23 protein-coding genes and 2 tRNA genes are annotated in these 16,814 nt (G+C 38.8%); all 25 read left to right on the top strand.

Annotation, left to right across the window (positions count from 1 at the left end; translation table 11 throughout):
• Positions 1 to 158 precede the first annotated feature (158 nt).
• Positions 159 to 755 (top strand): AbiV family abortive infection protein, encoded by a 597-nt coding sequence (locus VMY36_00310; protein ID HUV42345.1) that lies wholly within the window; start codon positions 159 to 161, stop codon positions 753 to 755.
• Positions 756 to 801: 46 nt separating this feature from the next.
• On the top strand, positions 802 to 1,425 hold the full coding sequence (locus tag VMY36_00305; protein ID HUV42344.1) for a hypothetical protein: 624 nt from the start codon (positions 802 to 804) through the stop codon (positions 1,423 to 1,425).
• Positions 1,409 to 2,161, top strand: a complete 753-nt coding sequence (locus VMY36_00300) for a class I SAM-dependent methyltransferase (protein HUV42343.1) — start codon at positions 1,409 to 1,411, stop codon at positions 2,159 to 2,161. The genes VMY36_00305 and VMY36_00300 overlap by 17 nt, the downstream gene beginning before the upstream one ends.
• Before the next feature lie 505 nt (positions 2,162 to 2,666).
• The gene (locus VMY36_00295; GenBank protein HUV42342.1) at positions 2,667 to 3,206 is read left to right on the top strand and encodes a hypothetical protein; all 540 of its coding nucleotides are present in this window, start codon (positions 2,667 to 2,669) and stop codon (positions 3,204 to 3,206) included.
• 37 nt (positions 3,207 to 3,243) lie between these two features.
• Positions 3,244 to 3,325 (top strand) — tRNA-Leu (locus VMY36_00290).
• Positions 3,326 to 3,431: 106 nt separating this feature from the next.
• Positions 3,432 to 4,511, top strand: a complete 1,080-nt coding sequence (locus VMY36_00285) for an efflux RND transporter periplasmic adaptor subunit (GenBank protein ID HUV42341.1) — start codon at positions 3,432 to 3,434, stop codon at positions 4,509 to 4,511.
• 5 nt (positions 4,512 to 4,516) lie between these two features.
• Positions 4,517 to 5,185 (top strand): ABC transporter ATP-binding protein, encoded by a 669-nt coding sequence (locus VMY36_00280; protein ID HUV42340.1) that lies wholly within the window; start codon positions 4,517 to 4,519, stop codon positions 5,183 to 5,185.
• Entirely contained in the window at positions 5,185 to 6,393 is a 1,209-nt protein-coding gene (locus VMY36_00275; GenBank protein ID HUV42339.1) for an ABC transporter permease, read from the top strand. The genes VMY36_00280 and VMY36_00275 overlap by 1 nt, the downstream gene beginning before the upstream one ends.
• Before the next feature lie 13 nt (positions 6,394 to 6,406).
• The gene (locus tag VMY36_00270) at positions 6,407 to 6,769 is read left to right on the top strand and encodes a hypothetical protein (protein ID HUV42338.1); all 363 of its coding nucleotides are present in this window, start codon (positions 6,407 to 6,409) and stop codon (positions 6,767 to 6,769) included.
• 3 nt (positions 6,770 to 6,772) lie between these two features.
• Positions 6,773 to 7,540 carry an MBL fold metallo-hydrolase gene (locus VMY36_00265; protein HUV42337.1) on the top strand — a complete coding sequence of 256 codons (768 nt, stop codon included), beginning with the start codon at positions 6,773 to 6,775 and terminating at the stop codon, positions 7,538 to 7,540.
• Positions 7,541 to 7,570: 30 nt separating this feature from the next.
• Positions 7,571 to 8,398: a hypothetical protein gene (locus tag VMY36_00260; GenBank protein ID HUV42336.1), complete on the top strand. Its 828-nt coding sequence runs from the start codon at positions 7,571 to 7,573 to the stop codon at positions 8,396 to 8,398.
• On the top strand, positions 8,391 to 8,819 hold the full coding sequence (locus tag VMY36_00255) for a hypothetical protein (GenBank protein HUV42335.1): 429 nt from the start codon (positions 8,391 to 8,393) through the stop codon (positions 8,817 to 8,819). Before VMY36_00260 ends, VMY36_00255 begins: the two co-directional genes overlap by 8 nt.
• A gap of 44 nt (positions 8,820 to 8,863) precedes the next feature.
• The gene (locus VMY36_00250) at positions 8,864 to 10,045 is read left to right on the top strand and encodes a replication-associated recombination protein A (protein HUV42334.1); all 1,182 of its coding nucleotides are present in this window, start codon (positions 8,864 to 8,866) and stop codon (positions 10,043 to 10,045) included.
• Positions 10,045 to 10,425 (top strand): inorganic diphosphatase, encoded by a 381-nt coding sequence (locus tag VMY36_00245; GenBank protein HUV42333.1) that lies wholly within the window; start codon positions 10,045 to 10,047, stop codon positions 10,423 to 10,425. The genes VMY36_00250 and VMY36_00245 overlap by 1 nt, the downstream gene beginning before the upstream one ends.
• Positions 10,426 to 10,440: 15 nt before the next feature.
• Complete coding sequence (locus VMY36_00240; GenBank protein ID HUV42332.1) at positions 10,441 to 11,007, top strand: hypothetical protein; 567 nt, start codon at positions 10,441 to 10,443, stop codon at positions 11,005 to 11,007.
• Positions 10,988 to 11,218 carry a DUF5652 family protein gene (locus VMY36_00235; GenBank protein HUV42331.1) on the top strand — a complete coding sequence of 77 codons (231 nt, stop codon included), beginning with the start codon at positions 10,988 to 10,990 and terminating at the stop codon, positions 11,216 to 11,218. Before VMY36_00240 ends, VMY36_00235 begins: the two co-directional genes overlap by 20 nt.
• On the top strand, positions 11,219 to 11,611 hold the full coding sequence (locus tag VMY36_00230; protein ID HUV42330.1) for a secondary thiamine-phosphate synthase enzyme YjbQ: 393 nt from the start codon (positions 11,219 to 11,221) through the stop codon (positions 11,609 to 11,611).
• Positions 11,612 to 11,688: 77 nt separating this feature from the next.
• Positions 11,689 to 12,759: a DUF763 domain-containing protein gene (locus tag VMY36_00225; protein ID HUV42329.1), complete on the top strand. Its 1,071-nt coding sequence runs from the start codon at positions 11,689 to 11,691 to the stop codon at positions 12,757 to 12,759.
• 6 nt (positions 12,760 to 12,765) lie between these two features.
• Positions 12,766 to 12,936, top strand: coding sequence for a hypothetical protein (locus VMY36_00220; GenBank protein ID HUV42328.1), 171 nt, complete (start codon positions 12,766 to 12,768; stop codon positions 12,934 to 12,936).
• Positions 12,933 to 13,787, top strand: a complete 855-nt coding sequence (locus VMY36_00215) for a trigger factor (protein HUV42327.1) — start codon at positions 12,933 to 12,935, stop codon at positions 13,785 to 13,787. Before VMY36_00220 ends, VMY36_00215 begins: the two co-directional genes overlap by 4 nt.
• Before the next feature lie 29 nt (positions 13,788 to 13,816).
• Positions 13,817 to 14,425 carry a DUF5660 family protein gene (locus tag VMY36_00210; protein ID HUV42326.1) on the top strand — a complete coding sequence of 203 codons (609 nt, stop codon included), beginning with the start codon at positions 13,817 to 13,819 and terminating at the stop codon, positions 14,423 to 14,425.
• A 41-nt stretch (positions 14,426 to 14,466) separates the two neighbouring features.
• Positions 14,467 to 14,543: transfer RNA gene (locus VMY36_00205), tRNA-Val, on the top strand.
• Entirely contained in the window at positions 14,543 to 14,767 is a 225-nt protein-coding gene (locus VMY36_00200; protein HUV42325.1) for a DUF5665 domain-containing protein, read from the top strand. Before VMY36_00205 ends, VMY36_00200 begins: the two co-directional genes overlap by 1 nt.
• A gap of 3 nt (positions 14,768 to 14,770) precedes the next feature.
• Positions 14,771 to 16,504 (top strand): threonine--tRNA ligase, encoded by a 1,734-nt coding sequence (thrS, locus tag VMY36_00195; protein ID HUV42324.1) that lies wholly within the window; start codon positions 14,771 to 14,773, stop codon positions 16,502 to 16,504.
• A 17-nt stretch (positions 16,505 to 16,521) separates the two neighbouring features.
• A partial coding sequence (gene infC / locus VMY36_00190) for a translation initiation factor IF-3 (protein HUV42323.1) occupies positions 16,522 to 16,814 on the top strand: 293 nt, incomplete at its 3' end.

The raw sequence follows: 16,814 nt of genomic DNA, 5'->3' as shown, positions 1-16,814 counted from the left end.
CTCGAGCGAAGCGAGAGTAAAATCGCGCGCGCAAAAAATAAAAAAGCGAAGGCGCGGCGGGTGGGGGCGCCGCGCTGAAAAAGGCGAGCCCCGCGAAGCGGGGCGAGCCTACCGATTGCGCAAATGAGTTCGAATTTTTCGGTAAGCACTCACAGAATATGACAAAGTCAGACATTAGAGGTGCAAACTACAAACAAAGAAAAGAGATTAAAAAAGCTTGTTTAGAAAATTCGAAGTGGTTATTAATACAAGCTAGAGAACAGTTCAGGATTGGTAATTATAACTTGTCTACTTTTCTTGCTATCATTTCGTATGAAGAATCTCTAAAATATGGACTTCTAAACTCCCACGAATCAAAACTATTAACCGATAAGGAATATAACAAAATAACTTCTTATCACATTGACAAGCTTTTATCGAAATACGCTTTTATTCAATTATCCGCTTCCGGTAAAAAAATAAAGCAAAAATACACCGTACCTAAAAAATCAGATTATTTAAATAAAAGAGTGACTGAAATTAAAGAAAAAAGAGAAAGGGCATTATACGTAGATTTTAAAGACTCAAAGTTGAATATTCCTACCCAAATGAACCCAGCGCATGCCACGGAAGAAATAAACAGGGCATACAAGTCTATAGAGACTGAAACATCTTTTGAACGATTAAGGAGGGTGCTTAAAAAGAAATTTCAAGATATTAAGAACCAAAAAATTGTAGCACCTACACCTCTTAACAATGAAGTGAGGAAAAAATAATCTCCAAACTTGACAAAACCCTTTTTGTTATGACACCATAGTCTTAATGTTAAGGCTGCCTATCAAAAAGCTTTCCTTTTTGCTTATCTTTTTCCTGATAACACCAACAACCTTGGCGATTAGTATTTTTACTCTGGTTAAAATCGACCAGACTCAAGAGTTTGGGACTCTGGCTAAACAATCAATTAATCAATTAGCTTCAGAATCACCTTCAAGGCTTTACGCAGCTGTGCCCGAAGTCCTTGGTGAAATGACCACGGCTATCCAAACCGGTGATGCCCGCCCGGTGATTATTGAAAAATATTTAAAACAACATAATTCACCTCTTCTCCCTTATGCTAATGAACTCTTAGCGGCTTCAGAAAAATATGATGTTGATTATCGTTTGATTGTCGCTATTGCCATGTGTGAATCTAATCTCTGTAAAAAATCACCACCCAACTCGTTTAACTGTTGGGGTTTTGAAAATGGCGACACCAAATTCTTATCTTGGGAACAAGCCTTAAATCAGGTAGCTAAAACCCTTCGAGAAAAGTATCTTGATCAGGGTTTAATCACCCCTGAAGAAATCATGACCAAATACGCTCCTCCGTCAGTGGATAAAGGCGGTCCTTGGGCTAAATGTGTCAATCAGTTTATTGAGGAGCTAGAATATGGGGAGTTCGACTAGACGGGTCGCTGACTACAATGACCCCCGATTTAACTACAAAAAATATTGGCAGAAGAGACAATACGGGCACGAGGCCGAGAAATTAGTCTTAAAAAGATTCTTCAAACAAATTCCCAAAAAAAATTCGCTACTTGATATTGGTGGCGGTTTTGGGAGATTAACCCCTTTTTATGCTCCTCTGTTCAAAAAAACTGTTCTCATTGATCGTTCCCAAAGATTACTTAAAAAGGCAAAAAAATTAGAAAAAGAATTTCCTCATTTTGAAGCCAAAAAAGGGCTGGCTACTAACCTCCCTCTAAAGAATAACAGCTTTGATGTCACCCTGATGATTAGAACTATCCATCATCTTGCCTCTATAGGTAAAGCTTTTAAAGAAGTCAGGCGTGTTCTCAAGCCTGGTGGTTTTTTTATTCTTGAATTTGCCAACAAAACCCATTTCAAGGCTATTCTTAAAGCCTATCTGACTCTCAATCTCTATTCTCTAACTAGCCACACACCAATAGAAAAAAGCGATGAAGTCATTTTTCTTAACCTCCATCCCCAGGTAATTAGAAGTCTTTTGTTCAAGAATGGCTTCAAAATCATCAAAGCCGTCTCTGTTTCCAATTTCAGAAATACTTTTTTAAGGAAAATTCTACCTCTCAGGATCTTAATTTTTTTAGAAAACATTGCCCAAACAATCCTGCCTGCCTATACTTCTGGACCCTCGGTCTTTATTCTTGCCCAGAAAAATTGAATTTATAAATAAATCATGCTAGAATCAGCCTCAGAAATCGCAGATTGATAAACAAAGAGGGGAGGAGAAAGATGTGGGAGAGAAACGATTGGCCATTCATGAGCGCTTGGTATCTAGCTATTCCGATAATCGCCTTCATGAGACTAGTGGCACCACTAGTCATTATTGGAGGAATTCTCGGAAGCGGTTTTCTCCTCGGCCGGGCGATCTGGACAGATGTCCTTTCATCCCAATCTCAACACGCGAGTTGGGAATGCTGGACTTTTCTCCTTTGGTTTGGGATAGGCTTAGTCTATCTCTGGAGAAAACAAATCAGGTCGACCCCAAACTAGTTCTAACCCCCTGGTGACTACCAGTCTCTTATATCTGAACACCAGGGGGATTTTCTTTTCTACTTGACAAACCTATAATAATCTGATATACTACGTCCTAGATCCTGAGGTGTTCGCCCTAGGCGAATACTTTAGGATTTTTTTATGGGATAGAAAAATCTATCCCGTTTTTTATGAAAAAGAAATTTTTCATCATTCTGATTGCTTCCTTGGCAATCACTTTTCTTTCCCAACCCGTTCAAGCTCAAGAGAAGATAGCGGGTAGTTCAGCTGTGCTTGAAAAACCTAATTTTGAGGTTGATGAGCGAGCTGCTAAGCTGGAAAAATTCTTAGAAAGCTATCATTCTCCTTTAGCTGAATACGCTGAGGTCTTTATTGAAAATGCGGATAAATATGAGCTTGACTGGAGGCTAGTCCCCGCAATTACCGGTGTTGAGTCTACTTTCGGTAAACAAATTCCGGCTGGTTCCTTTAACGCCTATGGTTGGGCTAATGGTGCCTATGCCTTTAAGTCTTGGGAGGAGTCAATTGAGGTGGTTTCTAAGGCTCTTAAAGAGAAATATATTGATCGTGGCCTAGATACCCCTGCCAAAATGGGTCCGGTTTATGCCCCGCCCTCTAAAACCTGGGCTGGCAAAGTTAACTATTTTATGAAGCAAATTGACTGTTTTGGCGAGCTTCAGTGTCTGGAAACCCTGGCCTTAACAATCTAAGCTAAATTTGCTAAAATTGATTCAGGAATAAACTCCTGGGCGGGTGGTGAAATTGGTAGACACGCATGGTTTAGGACCATGTGCCGCAAGGCTTGGAGGTTCGAGTCCTCTCCCGCCCACAAGATTCACAACCAGCCAAGAGTTTTGGGTTGGTTTTTTGTTTAAAATAATTAAGTTTGGCAATTTTCAACTTAAATTGTTAAAATACAGGCAATCCTATTAAAAATGAAGGCAGGCATCAAAAAACTAATCGAATTAATCAAAAAACATAAAATCGCCATTTCCGTTGGTCTGGCGGTTTTTATTATTTTCCTAGCCGTGGTTCCCCCAAGGGTTAAGAAAATCATGGCTGGGCCTCAAGCCCAATACGAAACCGCTAAAGTCAAAAAAGAAAACCTGATTCAATCTGTTTCTGCTTCAGGTGAAATCGCTTCTCAAGAGCAAGTTGATCTTAAATTTCAAACTTCAGGCCAATTAGCCTGGGTAGGTGTCAAGGAAGGAGATCAAGTTAAAAAATGGCAGGCGATTGCTTCGCTTGATAAACGAGAACTGGAAAAAGATCTTAGAATCGAACTTAATGATTATCTGAATGAACGCTGGGATTTTGAACAAACCTATGAAGATTATGAAAAAAGCGGCCTTTCAGAAGAAAAATGGTTGGTAACAGACGCGATTAAAAGAATCCTTCAAAAAGCCCAATTTGACCTTAATAATAAAGTGATTGACGTCGAAATCGCTGATTTAACTGTTAAGCTAGCAACAATCAGTTCACCAATCGACGGCGTCGTTACCAGCATTGATGTCCCTATTGCCGGGGTTAATATTACTCCTGCGACAGCTGTCTTTACCATCGCCAATCCTGGTTTAATGAAATTCATCGCTGATATTGATGAATCAGATATTGGCAAAACCAGTATCGGCCAAAAAGTCATCATCACTCTTGATGCTTATCCTGAAGAAGAGTTTGAAGGAGAGATAACTAAGATTGCTTTTGCCGCGATTACCACCAGTGGCGGTGGCACCGCTTTTAAAGCTGATATTAGTCTGCCGGAAAACATTGATCAAAGATTTAAAGTGGGAATGAATGGTGATGTTGAAATTGTGACCGCTGAAAAAACAGATGTTATCACCGTACCGACAGAAGCGATTAAGATCAGAGACAGCAAAAACTATGTCCAAATCATTGAGGGGAGATCAATTAAAGAGATCGAAGTTGAAACCGGATTAGAATCAGACACTGAAATCGAAATTATTTCTGGTTTAGAAGAAGGTCAATTAGTCGTCATCGGTAAAAAAGAAAGCTAACTTCTATGTCTGCTTTACTCAAATTAGTCAATGTTTCTAAAGTCTACCGTCCCGACAGCCACCCAATTTACGCGGTCAAAAACGCTAATTTGGAAATCAAAGAAGGGGAATTTGTGGCGATTATGGGGCCTTCGGGTTCCGGTAAATCCACTCTCATGCATCTGGTCGGTTGCCTAGACACACCTAGTTCCGGCAAGGTTCTCCTTGAAGGAAAAAATATTTCCAAACTTTCAGAAGAGGAATTAGCTAAAATCCGCAGCCAAAAAATAGGGTTTGTTTTTCAAACTTTTAATCTCATTCCCAGAACGACAGCCCTAGACAACACTGCTTTACCCCTAATTTACACCGATATTAGTCTGAGAAAAAGAAAACAATTGGCCGAAAAAACTCTGAAAGAAGTCAATCTCAAAGATCGAGGCGACCACTATCCTAATCAATTATCAGGCGGCGAACAGCAAAGAGTGGCTATTGCCAGAGCTTTGATTAACGACCCTTTGATTATTCTGGCTGATGAACCCACTGGCAATTTAGACACTAAATCGGGTCAAGAAATCATGGCCATTTTCACCCGTCTTAATAAACAAGGTAAAACCGTTATTATCGTCACTCATGAATCAGAAATTGCCAAATATGCTAAAAAAACAATTAAAATTGTTGACGGAGAAATTGTTTGATGGATCTGATTGAAGTCACCAAAGTTTCTCTTGAGGCTCTAAAGGCTAACAAAACTCGTTCTGGTTTAACCATGTTGGGGATTGTGATTGGCGTCACTTCAGTTATTCTCCTTACCTCAATTGGCAGTGGTTTAAAAACTTATATTACTAAACAGCTTGAAGGATTGGGCTCAAATGCTGTCTGGGTTTTCCCAGGCGAACTAAATATGAATGCCGGTGGCGGGGGAGAGGGCGTTCCCGGAGCGGGAGTGGCCGCCTCAAAATTTACTTTTGATCATATCAAACAACTTGAGGGAGAAAGTAGAACTATCAAAGCGGTTATGGCTTATACAGAAAACAACGGAATGATGAGATACAAAGGAAAAAGCTTAATTACTCAAATAGCAGGTGTTGGTCCAGACTATCAAGAAATTAGAGACCAGAAAGTTGTTGATGGTTCTTTTTTTACCCGCTCCCAATACAATTCTGCCAAAAAAGTGGCTGTTTTGGGTAAAACTGCAGCCGAAGACCTTTTTGGCCAAGAAGATCCAATAGGCAAAAAATTTACCATTTCTGACCAACGCTATATTATTTTGGGTATTCTCGAAGAAAAAGGGGCTATGGGTAGCATTGATATGGATAAACAAGTCATTATCCCAGCGACCACAGCTATGCACCAATTCGACATGGAATATATCCAATCACTCTGGGTTCAATCTCAAGATTCTGAATCTGTTCCGCAAACAAAAGAGGAAATAGAAACCATTCTTCTAAAAACTCTTGATGATGAAGAATTTTCCGTTCTAGACACTAAAAGCGTTTTGGGTGTTGTTTCTAGTATTTTAGGCGTTCTCACGGCTGCCCTAAGTGGAATTGCTGCTATTTCCTTAGTCGTCGGGGGCATTGGTATTATGAATATCATGCTTGTCTCCGTAACCGAAAGAACCCGGGAAATTGGCTTAAGAAAAGCAATTGGCGCCACGCCCAAAAACATTCTCACCCAATTCATTGTTGAAGCGATTGTCCTTTCTTTTGTTGGTGGTTTTATAGGTATTCTTTTAGGAGTTGGTGGCGCTCTTTTGGTGGGTCGCTTTTTTACGACCACGATTACGCCCTGGTCAATTGGTTTGGCTTTCTTCGTCTCCAGTCTCGTCGGGGTTATCTTTGGCGCCGCCCCGGCTTATAAGGCCTCGAAACTTAATCCCATTGACGCCCTGCGTTACGAATAGTATAAAAAAAGTAATGAGTTGGCGTTACAAAATAGGCAAAATTACCTCAATCCTCTTAATTGGTACTGGTCTTTATCAGATTTTCTATTCCACCGTCTTGCTTATTTTTGTTTATCCTCAACTGAAATTCGGAAGCGGTCAATCGGGGACACTCCTTTACGAAGGCTTGGTTGAAAAGGCAATTGTTTATTATCTAGCTATGGCTATCAACGGCTTTTACGGTCTAGCTTTAATGTTTAAATCTGAAGAAGAATTGACTTATTTTCAAATTCTTGGTGGTTTAATCATCTTTAGCCTTAGTGTCTTTTTTATTACTAAAACTCCAGTCACTAATGACCCCATCTTTAAATGGTTGACCAGTCTAATAAAAAGATAAAAAATGAAAATCTTGTTTCTTGGGACTTCCGCGGGTTGGCCTCTGCCCCGACTAGGCTGTAATTGTCTCATTTGTCGCTCCCAAGACCCTCACGACAAACGCCTCCGACCCTCAGTTCTGATTAATGATTCAATCCTAATCGACGCCTCGCCAGACATTTACCATCAATTAACTAATCTGAAAGTTGACACTACCAAAATCAGTGCTTTACTTATTACTCATGCCCACCCTGACCATATCCATGGTTTTTATGACCTGACTCATCTTTATAATCGCCAAATCAAAAAACCAAAACTGATTGTACCCCTTGATGTTCTTCGCGGCTTACGCCAATTTCACCCTTTACCGCTTAAACCCTTTCAACCAGAAATTGTCAGACCAAAAACCGTGATTGAATACGAAAAAACCAAAATTTCTTTTTTTCCGGTTGAACATAGCCGCCTGCCCTGCTATGGCCTTAAATTAAAAAAGAATCAAATTTTTGTTTATCTGCCTGATTTACACAAATTACCTAAAACTGAAAAAAAATTAGTTCGCGATGTTCACCTCCTGGTCCTTGATGGTTCTTCTTTAGGTAAAAAAGGTCAGACAAGAATCCACCAATCAATTAAAGAAGGAATCATCCTCGCTAAAGAACTCAAACCAAAACTCTGCTATTTCACCCACATTGGCCATATCACTGGGACCCATCAAGAATTAGAAGCTTTTGTTCAAGAACAAGGCGGCAAAAATTACCATATTGCCTATGATGGCCTTGAACTTGAAATCTAAAACTAAACCAGTACAATGATTAGTAGGCAGATGAAAAAATCATTAATTATCATTTTCCTCTTCTCCTTTCTTTTTCTTATCCCTTCTTCGGCTCTTAAAGCTCAAGACAATCAGGAATTTAATTTTGACCGAGCTTATCAAGATTACCTCTTTACCTACAACCAGTACCGCCAGGCTCATAATGAATATATCACCGCTAGAGAACAGTATCTTAACTACGAAACTTTGACGGCCAAAACCCTAGCTCTTGAGCAAACTCTCAGGATGCTCCAGGAAAGAGACAACACGATTCGCACTTATTTGACCGCCCTGCGAATGAAAATGGCGGAAACCACCGGCATTCTCACTTACAAACAAAACACTCTTTATCTTCAACTAGATGCTGAAGTCGCCTGGTATGTTAATCACCACGATAGTCTTTCCAGCGCCGCCTCTTTAGAAGATTTAACCAAACTTTCAAAAGAAACTGAAGAACGCTATGGTAAAACTCAAGTCTTAATTTACCAAGGCCTGGGGATTATTCTTGAAGGTAAGGAAAACAATCTCAAAAACCAAATTAATGACCAAATTCAAATTCTTAAGGAAAAAATTACCGAGATTCGAGAAAAAGGTGATAAAGACACGACTATCGCCGAACGTTGGCTCTTAGAAGCAGAGAACAAATTGATCAGAGCTCAAGAAAAAATAGACGAAGCTAACGCTCTCTTGAATTCCCTAAAGACTTTTGATCAAGACAAACAAGAAGATTACAATCAAACCCAAAGTCTTTTTCAAGAAGCCCATCTTTATCTCAAAGAAGCCAATGGTTTTCTCAAAGAACTGGTCAGAGAAATTAAAACCGCTGATTTAAATGAATAAAGAAGAAATCATTAGTCAAAACTTTGAAACCCAAATCCCAATTAAGGAGAAAGGGGTTCTTTTATGGCAAAAAACAAAAGACAAAGTCAACAATCTCCCTTTTAAAGACAAACTACCTACCAGTAAAAACAAAAAAATTGCCTTGATTACAGGTATTATTCTCTTCTTCCTTATAATCATCCTAGTAATCATCAGTTCTACCTACCGCACTTCTCAATTCAAACCACTAATTCTTCCCTCACCTTCACCCAGTCCTTATGAAGAAGAAATTAAAAACCCCTCAAATTACGCCACCGATTCAGCCGTTCTAGGGGTTGAAGAAAAAGTCAAAGAAATTAATCAAGAACTTGACCAAACTGATCTCAAAGAAACTGGTCTTAACCCGCCCATTCTCGATATGGAAGTTAATTTTGAAGAATAATCAACCTCTTGACATTCGGGATTTCTTCGGATTAAAATGAGTTTATGGAAAATAACCCTCTGGCTGATCAAATTCGACCCAAAAATCTTAAAGAATTCGTTGGTCAAGAACATTTAGTCGGTAATAAGGGTATTATCCGTCAATTGATTGAATCTGATCAATTGCCTTCAATGATTTTCTGGGGGCCACCTGGTTCTGGCAAAACCACTCTGGCTCAAATCATTGCCAACACTACTAAAAGTTATTTTTCGGCTAATTCAGCCGTCACCACCACTCTTAAAGATGTCAGAAAAATTGTTAAAGAAGCTGAAGAACGTCTTCAGGCTTACAACCAAAGAACTATTTTTTTTCTAGATGAAATTCATCGCTTTAACAAAGCCCAACAAGACGCTTTTTTACCTCATGTTGAAAAAGGAATCGTCATTCTGATTGGAGCGACCACCGAAAATCCTTCTTTTGAAGTGATTGGCCCTCTTTTGTCCCGTTCCCGAGTTTTTGTTCTTAATCAATTAGAAGAAAAAGAATTAAAAACCATTATTAGAAGGGGATTAAGAAAATTAAAGTTAAAAATAGAACCCAAAGCCCTGGAATTCTTAGTTCAAGCTTCAAACGGTGACGCCCGAGTATCCCTAAATGCCATTGAAATTGCCAGTTCACTTATTCAAAGAAGTAAAAAAATTTCACTTCAATTAATTAAAGATGTCTTTCAGAAACAATCCTTACTCTATGATAAGAATGGTGATGAACATTACAACACGATCAGTGCCTTTATCAAAAGCATGAGAGCTTCAGATCCCGATGCCGCCCTTTATTACCTCGCCAGAATGGTAGAAGCTGGCGAAGACCCTCTTTTCATTGCTAGAAGAATGGTTATCTTTGCCAGTGAAGATATTGGTATGGCCCAACCCACGGCTTTAGTGGTCGCCAATGAGGTTTTTCAAGCCTGTAATAGCATTGGTTACCCTGAATGTGCTATCAATCTGGCTCATGGTGTGGTTTACCTGGCTAAAGCTCCCAAAAACAGAAGCGCCTACAACGGTCTAAGAAAAGCTCAAGAAGATATTAAAAAATATGGCAACCTACCTATCCCCATGGAAATTCTTAATGCCCCCACCAGACTAATGCAAGAACTAGGTTATGGTAAAGGCTATGAACCTTACCCTGAAAACAAATCATTACTCCCTAAGAAATTAAAAGGCAAAAAATATTACGATAAGAAAGAATAATGAAAATGTCTAAAACACTAAAATTAGCAGAAAAATTCCTTAACAAAAAAGTTAATGTGGTTATTGATAGGCCTCTTGGAAGTAAACATCCTAAACATAATTTCACTTATAAGTCTAATTATGGCTTCATTTCTAACACAAAATCACCAGATGGAGAAGAATTAGATGCTTATTTTCTTGGAGTAAGTAAACCTCTTAAAAAAGGAAGCGGTAAGTGTGTTGCAATTATTCACAGATTAAATGATGATGACGATAAACTTATTGTCGTTCCCGATAGAAAAGAATTAACAGATAAAGAAATAGCAAAAGCAATTCATTTTCAGGAACAGTGGTTTAAGTATGAAATATTACGGAAAAAGGTAAAAAATATGTTAAAATAAAAGCGAGGAAGTAGTATGGACGTTCTCGAAGAAATGTTCGGCAGCTTTGAAGTCTCCGCTCTTCGTGTTGAGACTTTACCGGTCTATCACATAGAAGGCGGGGAGTGGGAAGAGTTTCAACATTACAAGGAAGGCATACCGACAGCGGATTCTCGTCACCGAGCATGGATTGAGGACGTGAGAGCGTGGACTAGATCTGGAAAAGAGATTAAGAGAATCAGAGTAATTCCGCCCACGCTAGCGGAATATCTGCGCTACGAACTGGACTGGTGTTTTCCCCAGAATTGGCTCGCCGGGGAAATAATTAAAGCTGTCAGTCAAAGAACATACGAGCAATTAGTGACGGCGGAAACCAAAGGCGATTTCTGGATATTTGATCAAAAACACGTTCTAAAGATGGAATACGATAAAGAAGGCCGCTACTTGGGCGAAAATCTAGTAAGCGACCCACCATTGGTCGATTCACACACGACCCTGTTCTTGGAATTAGAACAAAAGTCTATTGCTTATACGGAGGTAATAAGACAGATACGAGAAGCGAAGTTGAAAGTAGAACTTGAATATGGAACAAATCATCAATAATCCTATTCTTTTATTAATTGTGGTTGCCTGGTCTTTGTTTTGGAAAGGCATGGCTTTATGGCGAGCAGCTAGATGTGAACAATTATATTGGTTTGTTGCTATTTTGATTATTAATTCCCTTGGTATTGTGGAAATCATTTATCTCTTCAAATTCGCCAAGGAAAGAACATTTTGGGAAAAGGTTCGCGAAAAACTACCTTGGAAACGTTAGATGGAAATTTCTGTTTCAACTCAAAATCGTTACCAACTAATTGATATCACTGATCAAGTTGAACAAGTTCTGGTTAAAGAAAAAGTTAAGAGTGGTCTTTGTTTAGTTTTTGTCCCTCATTCAACTGCCGCCATTCTTCTAACTGAAAACGAATCAGGTTTGAAAAATGATTGGTTAAAAATTCTTAAAAAATTAGTTAAAGACGAACAGTTTGAACATAACCGTATTGATGGCAACGCTGATTCTCATATCCTAAGTGGTCTCTTAGGCCAAGGAAAAGTTTTACCTATTGAAAACGGAAAATTAGTCCGAGGTACTTGGCAACAAATCCTTTTAGTTGAACTTGATGATCCCAGAACAAGAAGAGTGTTTATTAAAGTGATTAAAACTTAAAAACTATTTAACTTCATCTTGACACTGCTTCTTAAACTCTCCTATACTGAAATTGTTTTTACGAAGAAAACCCAAAGATGAAAACTGGTACGGCTAATTTACCGCTTCATTATGGTTCCGCTCCTCGCTGGTTGTTTGAACGAATGACCAAACTATCTCGAGAAATTTCTTTGGTTCTCATCAATGAATATGGAACAGAAGAATATTTAAAAAGATTAGCTGATCCTAATTGGTTTCAAGCTTTTGGTTGTGTTTTGGGTTTTGACTGGCACTCGTCAGGCTTGACGACCACCACTTGTGGGGCGCTCAAAGAAGGTCTAAAGCCAATCCAAAAAGATCTAGGAATCTTTGTTTGTGGTGGTAAAGGTAAAACCTCTCGAAAAACACCAAAGGAGATTGAAGATTTTGGCCAAGAATATTCTTTTAACAGTCAACCGCTGATCTATGCTTCCAGACTTTCAGCCAAAGTCGATAATAACGCTCTCCAAGACGGTTATCAACTCTATCATCATTCTTTTTTCTTTACTAAAAACGGCCAATGGGCCGTGATTCAACAAGGGATGCAAACTAAATCTCACTGGGCCAGGCGCTATCACTGGCTTTCAGACGATGTGGCTGATTTTGTTAACGAACCTCATGCTGGCATTGCCAGTGAAAATAGGGGAGAAGTTTTAAACTTGGTTGATTCTAAAAGTAAAAATAATCGAGAAATTACCACTAAAGTTGCCCAGCAAAAACCAGAAAAAACCAGCCAAATAATTAAAAAACTTCAGAAAACCAAACTCCCAGGCCGTCACCAGATTCTCATTTCGGATATTAATCCCCAAAATCTAAAAAAGATTTTTCTAAGCACCTACGAACAAAAACCAGCCAATTTTGAAAATCTTTTAGGGATGAAAGGCGTCGGTTCAAAAACCATCAGGGCTTTAGCCCTAATCGCTGAATTGGTTTATGGGGCACCAATTGCCACTCAGGATCCAGCCCGCTATTCTTTTGCTCATGGCGGTAAAGACGGCATTCCTTATCCAGTTGACCGAAAAACCTATCACCAGTCAATTGAATATCTTCGGGAAGCGACTAATAAGGCTAAATTAGGCTATTATGAGAAACTTCAGGCTTTACGTAGGCTCCAAACAATGGTAGAATAACTTCTAATGGATAAGCAATCTCAAACTAAAAAAGAAGAAAAACCTCTTGAAAACAGGTTAGGTTTTGGTCGAAAAAAACTTGGCTATCGAACACCGAAAAGCTTTAGGCGTCAAACTTTCCGCCGTAATCCGGCCCTGACTGCTCAAAGACCAAGAAGTTTAGGGGGCCATCAATGATTTCCGCTTTAAATAAACAGACTGACGGGACAATTGAATTAACCATTACCATTCCTAAAAAAAAGGTCAAAGTTGCTTATGATTTAGCTCTGAAACGCCTAGCCAAGGACACAGAGATAAATGGTTTTCGCAAAGGTAAGGCGCCCTTGAAAAAAGTTGAAGAAAAAGTCGGTAAAGCCAAAGTTCATGAAGAAGTCCTTAAATTTTTGGTTCCAGAAGTTTATCTTGAAACTCTTAGAGAACAAAAAATTCAGCCAATCATTAATCCCCAAGTCAGTATTACCTCTATAGAAGAAAATAAAGACTGGCAAATTAAAGCGGTTACCTGTGAGTTACCTAAAATAGAACTGGGTGATTATCAGGCGGAATTGAAAAAAGCTTTGGCTTCAGAAAAAATCTGGGTACCAGGTAAAGATAAAGAAGAAAAAGTCCAGGAAAAAGAATCAGAACGGCTGAGGAAAATTTTCCAAATCCTTCTTGAAACCGTCAAAATCAAAATTCCTGAATTATTAATTCAAGAAGAAGTTAACCGGATGCTCTCTAGACTAATTGATCAGACTGAACGTCTGGGCTTAACCGTCGAACAATATCTAGCTTCAATTGGTAAAACCAGTGACCAAATCCGTCAAGAGTACCGCCAGCAGGCAGAAGAATCATTGAGACTGGAATTAATCCTTTCCGCCATTGCTGACGCTGAAGACATCAAAATAACCGAAAAAGAAGTTCAGGAGATGATTAACGCTACTCCCGACGAAAAGGCCAAAGAAGCGATGCAAACACCGACCCAACAAGCCTACATTAAACAACTTCTCCGCAAAAGAAAAGCAATTGACAAACTGACTAAATTATAGTAACATCCAGCTAAATCTGCCCAGATTAAATGGATCAAGGCCAGCAAAAAAACAGAAAGCCTGTTCTCAGAGATAATTTTATTGAAAATCTCCGTGATTTTGGAAGCGGTTTTGGTCATTCTATTGCCCAAGATGTAATTGAAGGTCTTCCTAGTACAGCTCTAGACCAAATTAGCCAAAGAAAAAGAAGCGGCACTCTTCAACCCAATGAAACCCTAAATTTAAAAAGAACCCAAGAACAAGAAAGAATCCCTTATCAATATAGGCGGGAATTAAATAGAATTCGCCAGGAAGAGAGATTTGTTTTCAAACAATCAGAACAGAAAACTCAACTCCAAATCAAAGCGATTCAGGAGGAATTAAAAAGATTAGCCCTTTCCACTAAAGAATTATCTAAAGAAGTCGAAATCGCGGCCACTTTAGAACCAGTCGAACCAGGTATCTATCATCTTAACTTCCTGGAAAGATTAAAACGAGCCATTGAACTTTTCAGAGAGAAAATTGAAGAATCAGCCAACTGGCTGAATCTCTTTAACCAACGAACTAAAAAGAGAAATTATTATTGGGGTCAAGTCAGAAAGTCAGGCACAAAATTCATGCTCTCCCAAGAACGCTACATGGCTACCCAAGCCGGTTAAATTTGCCTCCTCTTCTTAAATCTAGTAAAATTAAAACAATCGGGTGGTTAGCTCAGTTGGCTAGAGCGTTACGTTGACATCGTAAAGGTCACAGGTTCGAGTCCTGTACCACCCACCATGAAAGCTAATCCTAAAGAAAAATATTTAATCATCTTTTTTAAAAATTTTATTGGTGGTATTGGTTGGGCGATAGGCGCCACTCTTGGTTTTGCTTTGTTAATTTACATTTTAGGTTTAATCCTAGGCAGACTTGGTGGTCTACCTTTAATAGGGGATTGGTTTGCTAGATTAATTGAAGCCGCTAATCAAGCCCTGGAAGCAAGAAAGGCTTTACCAAGATAAAAAATGGATAAACAATTAGAAAAAATGAGACATAGTTGCAGCCATGTTTTGGCGGCCGCGGTTCTAAAACTTTATCCCAAAGTTAAATTTGGGATTGGACCGGCTATTGAAGACGGTTTTTATTATGATTTTGATTTTGGCAAAAAGAAAATCACGGAAAAAGATTTGGAAAAAATCTCTCAAGAGATGAAAAAGATTAGCAAAGCCAAACTACCTTTTAAAAAAGAAGATGTTTCTATCAAAGAAGCTAAACAAATCTTCAAAAACCAACCCTTTAAACTAGAACTGATTAAAGATTTAGAAAAAGAAAAGAATAAAAAGGTTTCCGTTTACCAAACAGGTAATTTTATTGACCTTTGTGCTGGTCCCCACTTAACTGATACCTCAAAAATTGGGTCTTTTAAACTCCTTTCCCTGGCTGGTGCCTATTGGCGAGGCAGTGAAACAAATCCGATGCTCACCAGAATTTACGGTACTTGTTTTGCCACTCAAGAAAAACTTGATAGTCATCTAAAAGAATTGACAGAAGCTAAAGAAAGAGATCATCGCAAACTCGGCAACCAGCTTGACCTTTTTAGTCTTAATGATCAAATTGGCGCCGGTTTACCTCTTTGGCATCCCAATCTTTCTATTGTTAGAGCAGAAATTGAATCTTATTGGAAAGATCTCCATCAAAAACACGGCTATCAATATATTTATACTCCCCATATCGGCAAAAAATCCCTCTGGGAAAAATCAGGTCATTGGCAATTTTATCGTGACTTAATGTACTCACCGATGGATATTGAGGGGACTGAATATTTAATCAAGCCAATGAACTGTCCCTTTCATGTTTATGTTTATAAAAGCCAGATAAGAAGTTATCGAGAACTTCCTATCCGTTATTGCGAGCTAGGAACGGTTTATCGATACGAACCTAGCGGCGTTCTTCACGGTCTAACCCGAGTTCGAGGTTTCACTCAAGATGATTCTCATATCTTCTGTCAACCAAAGCAATTAGAAAAAGAACTAGTTGGTGTCCTTAACCTGACTAAGGAAATTTATAATGTTTTTGGCTTTAAAGATTTTCACTCTTATCTTTCAACTCGGCCAGAAAAATCAATGGGTAGTGACACTATTTGGGAAAAAGCAACCAAATCTTTAAAATCAGCTCTTAAAAAAACCAAATTGCCTTATGACCTTGATCCCGGAGCGGGCGTTTTTTACGGTCCTAAAATCGATTTAAAAGTCAAAGACAGCCTAGGTAGAGAGTGGCAACTTTTAACCAATCAGGTTGATTTTAACTTTCCGGAAAAATTCAAACTCTCTTACATGAATAAAAAAGGACAACAACGCCAACCAGTCATGGTTCACCGCGCCATTCTCGGCTCCTTTGAGCGATTTATGGGAATCTTAATCGAACATTACGGTGGTGCCTTTCCTGTTTGGCTCGCTCCGGTTCAAGCAATTGTCATTCCGATTACTGACAAGCACAATCAATATGGTCAAAAAATTGTTGATCAGATCAAAAAAGAAGCAATTCGCGCCAAACTTGACAATCGCAGCGAAACCACTTCTAAAAAAATCAGAAACGCTGAAATCCAAAAAATTCCCTACATTCTGGTGGTTGGTGACAAGGAAGTTGAAGCCAAAAATATTAATGTTCGGGTTCGAGGCGAAAAGGTCCTGGGTTTAATGGCTGTCTCCAAGTTCCTCAAGTTAATTAAAGAAGATATTGCTAAGAAAAGGCAAGTTTGATAAAATCTAAGAGAAAATTGGCAAAGAAGTTTTACCGAATCAACCATTATATTCAAAGCAGAGAAGTCAGAGTAATTGATGATGAGGGTAAGCAAATTGGGGTGATGCTTCTTGAGAAGGCACTTCAACAAGCCCAAGAAAAAGAGCTTGATTTAATTGAAGTCGCCCCTAATGCTAAACCTCCAGTCTGTAAAATTGTCGATTTTAAAAAGTTTAAATTCTTAGAAGCAAAAAAAGAACAACAAGAAAAAAAGAAAGCGAAAAAGGTTAATCTCAAGGAAGTTAAACTAAGCCCTTTCATCGCTGATAA

Source organism: Patescibacteria group bacterium (assembly GCA_035529375.1).
Lineage (GTDB): Bacteria > Patescibacteriota > Microgenomatia > PFEM01 > JAHIFH01 > DATKWU01.
This window is presented reverse-complemented; position numbering and strand designations above follow the sequence as displayed.

What these genes read in the sequence shown, in the direction of transcription:
- VMY36_00310 (HUV42345.1), top strand. Translation starts at nt 159, where the DNA reads ATGACAAAGTCAGACATTAGAGGTGCAAACTACAAACAAAGAAAAGAG.
- VMY36_00305 (HUV42344.1), top strand. Translation starts at nt 802, where the DNA reads ATGTTAAGGCTGCCTATCAAAAAGCTTTCCTTTTTGCTTATCTTTTTC.
- VMY36_00300 (HUV42343.1), top strand. Translation starts at nt 1,409, where the DNA reads ATGGGGAGTTCGACTAGACGGGTCGCTGACTACAATGACCCCCGATTT.
- VMY36_00295 (HUV42342.1), top strand. Translation starts at nt 2,667, where the DNA reads ATGAAAAAGAAATTTTTCATCATTCTGATTGCTTCCTTGGCAATCACT.
- VMY36_00285 (HUV42341.1), top strand. Translation starts at nt 3,432, where the DNA reads ATGAAGGCAGGCATCAAAAAACTAATCGAATTAATCAAAAAACATAAA.
- VMY36_00280 (HUV42340.1), top strand. Translation starts at nt 4,517, where the DNA reads ATGTCTGCTTTACTCAAATTAGTCAATGTTTCTAAAGTCTACCGTCCC.
- VMY36_00275 (HUV42339.1), top strand. Translation starts at nt 5,185, where the DNA reads ATGGATCTGATTGAAGTCACCAAAGTTTCTCTTGAGGCTCTAAAGGCT.
- VMY36_00270 (HUV42338.1), top strand. Translation starts at nt 6,407, where the DNA reads ATGAGTTGGCGTTACAAAATAGGCAAAATTACCTCAATCCTCTTAATT.
- VMY36_00265 (HUV42337.1), top strand. Translation starts at nt 6,773, where the DNA reads ATGAAAATCTTGTTTCTTGGGACTTCCGCGGGTTGGCCTCTGCCCCGA.
- VMY36_00260 (HUV42336.1), top strand. Translation starts at nt 7,571, where the DNA reads ATGAAAAAATCATTAATTATCATTTTCCTCTTCTCCTTTCTTTTTCTT.
- VMY36_00255 (HUV42335.1), top strand. Translation starts at nt 8,391, where the DNA reads ATGAATAAAGAAGAAATCATTAGTCAAAACTTTGAAACCCAAATCCCA.
- VMY36_00250 (HUV42334.1), top strand. Translation starts at nt 8,864, where the DNA reads ATGGAAAATAACCCTCTGGCTGATCAAATTCGACCCAAAAATCTTAAA.
- VMY36_00245 (HUV42333.1), top strand. Translation starts at nt 10,045, where the DNA reads ATGAAAATGTCTAAAACACTAAAATTAGCAGAAAAATTCCTTAACAAA.
- VMY36_00240 (HUV42332.1), top strand. Translation starts at nt 10,441, where the DNA reads ATGGACGTTCTCGAAGAAATGTTCGGCAGCTTTGAAGTCTCCGCTCTT.
- VMY36_00235 (HUV42331.1), top strand. Translation starts at nt 10,988, where the DNA reads ATGGAACAAATCATCAATAATCCTATTCTTTTATTAATTGTGGTTGCC.
- VMY36_00230 (HUV42330.1), top strand. Translation starts at nt 11,219, where the DNA reads ATGGAAATTTCTGTTTCAACTCAAAATCGTTACCAACTAATTGATATC.
- VMY36_00225 (HUV42329.1), top strand. Translation starts at nt 11,689, where the DNA reads ATGAAAACTGGTACGGCTAATTTACCGCTTCATTATGGTTCCGCTCCT.
- VMY36_00220 (HUV42328.1), top strand. Translation starts at nt 12,766, where the DNA reads ATGGATAAGCAATCTCAAACTAAAAAAGAAGAAAAACCTCTTGAAAAC.
- VMY36_00215 (HUV42327.1), top strand. Translation starts at nt 12,933, where the DNA reads ATGATTTCCGCTTTAAATAAACAGACTGACGGGACAATTGAATTAACC.
- VMY36_00210 (HUV42326.1), top strand. Translation starts at nt 13,817, where the DNA reads ATGGATCAAGGCCAGCAAAAAAACAGAAAGCCTGTTCTCAGAGATAAT.
- VMY36_00200 (HUV42325.1), top strand. Translation starts at nt 14,543, where the DNA reads ATGAAAGCTAATCCTAAAGAAAAATATTTAATCATCTTTTTTAAAAAT.
- thrS (HUV42324.1), top strand. Translation starts at nt 14,771, where the DNA reads ATGGATAAACAATTAGAAAAAATGAGACATAGTTGCAGCCATGTTTTG.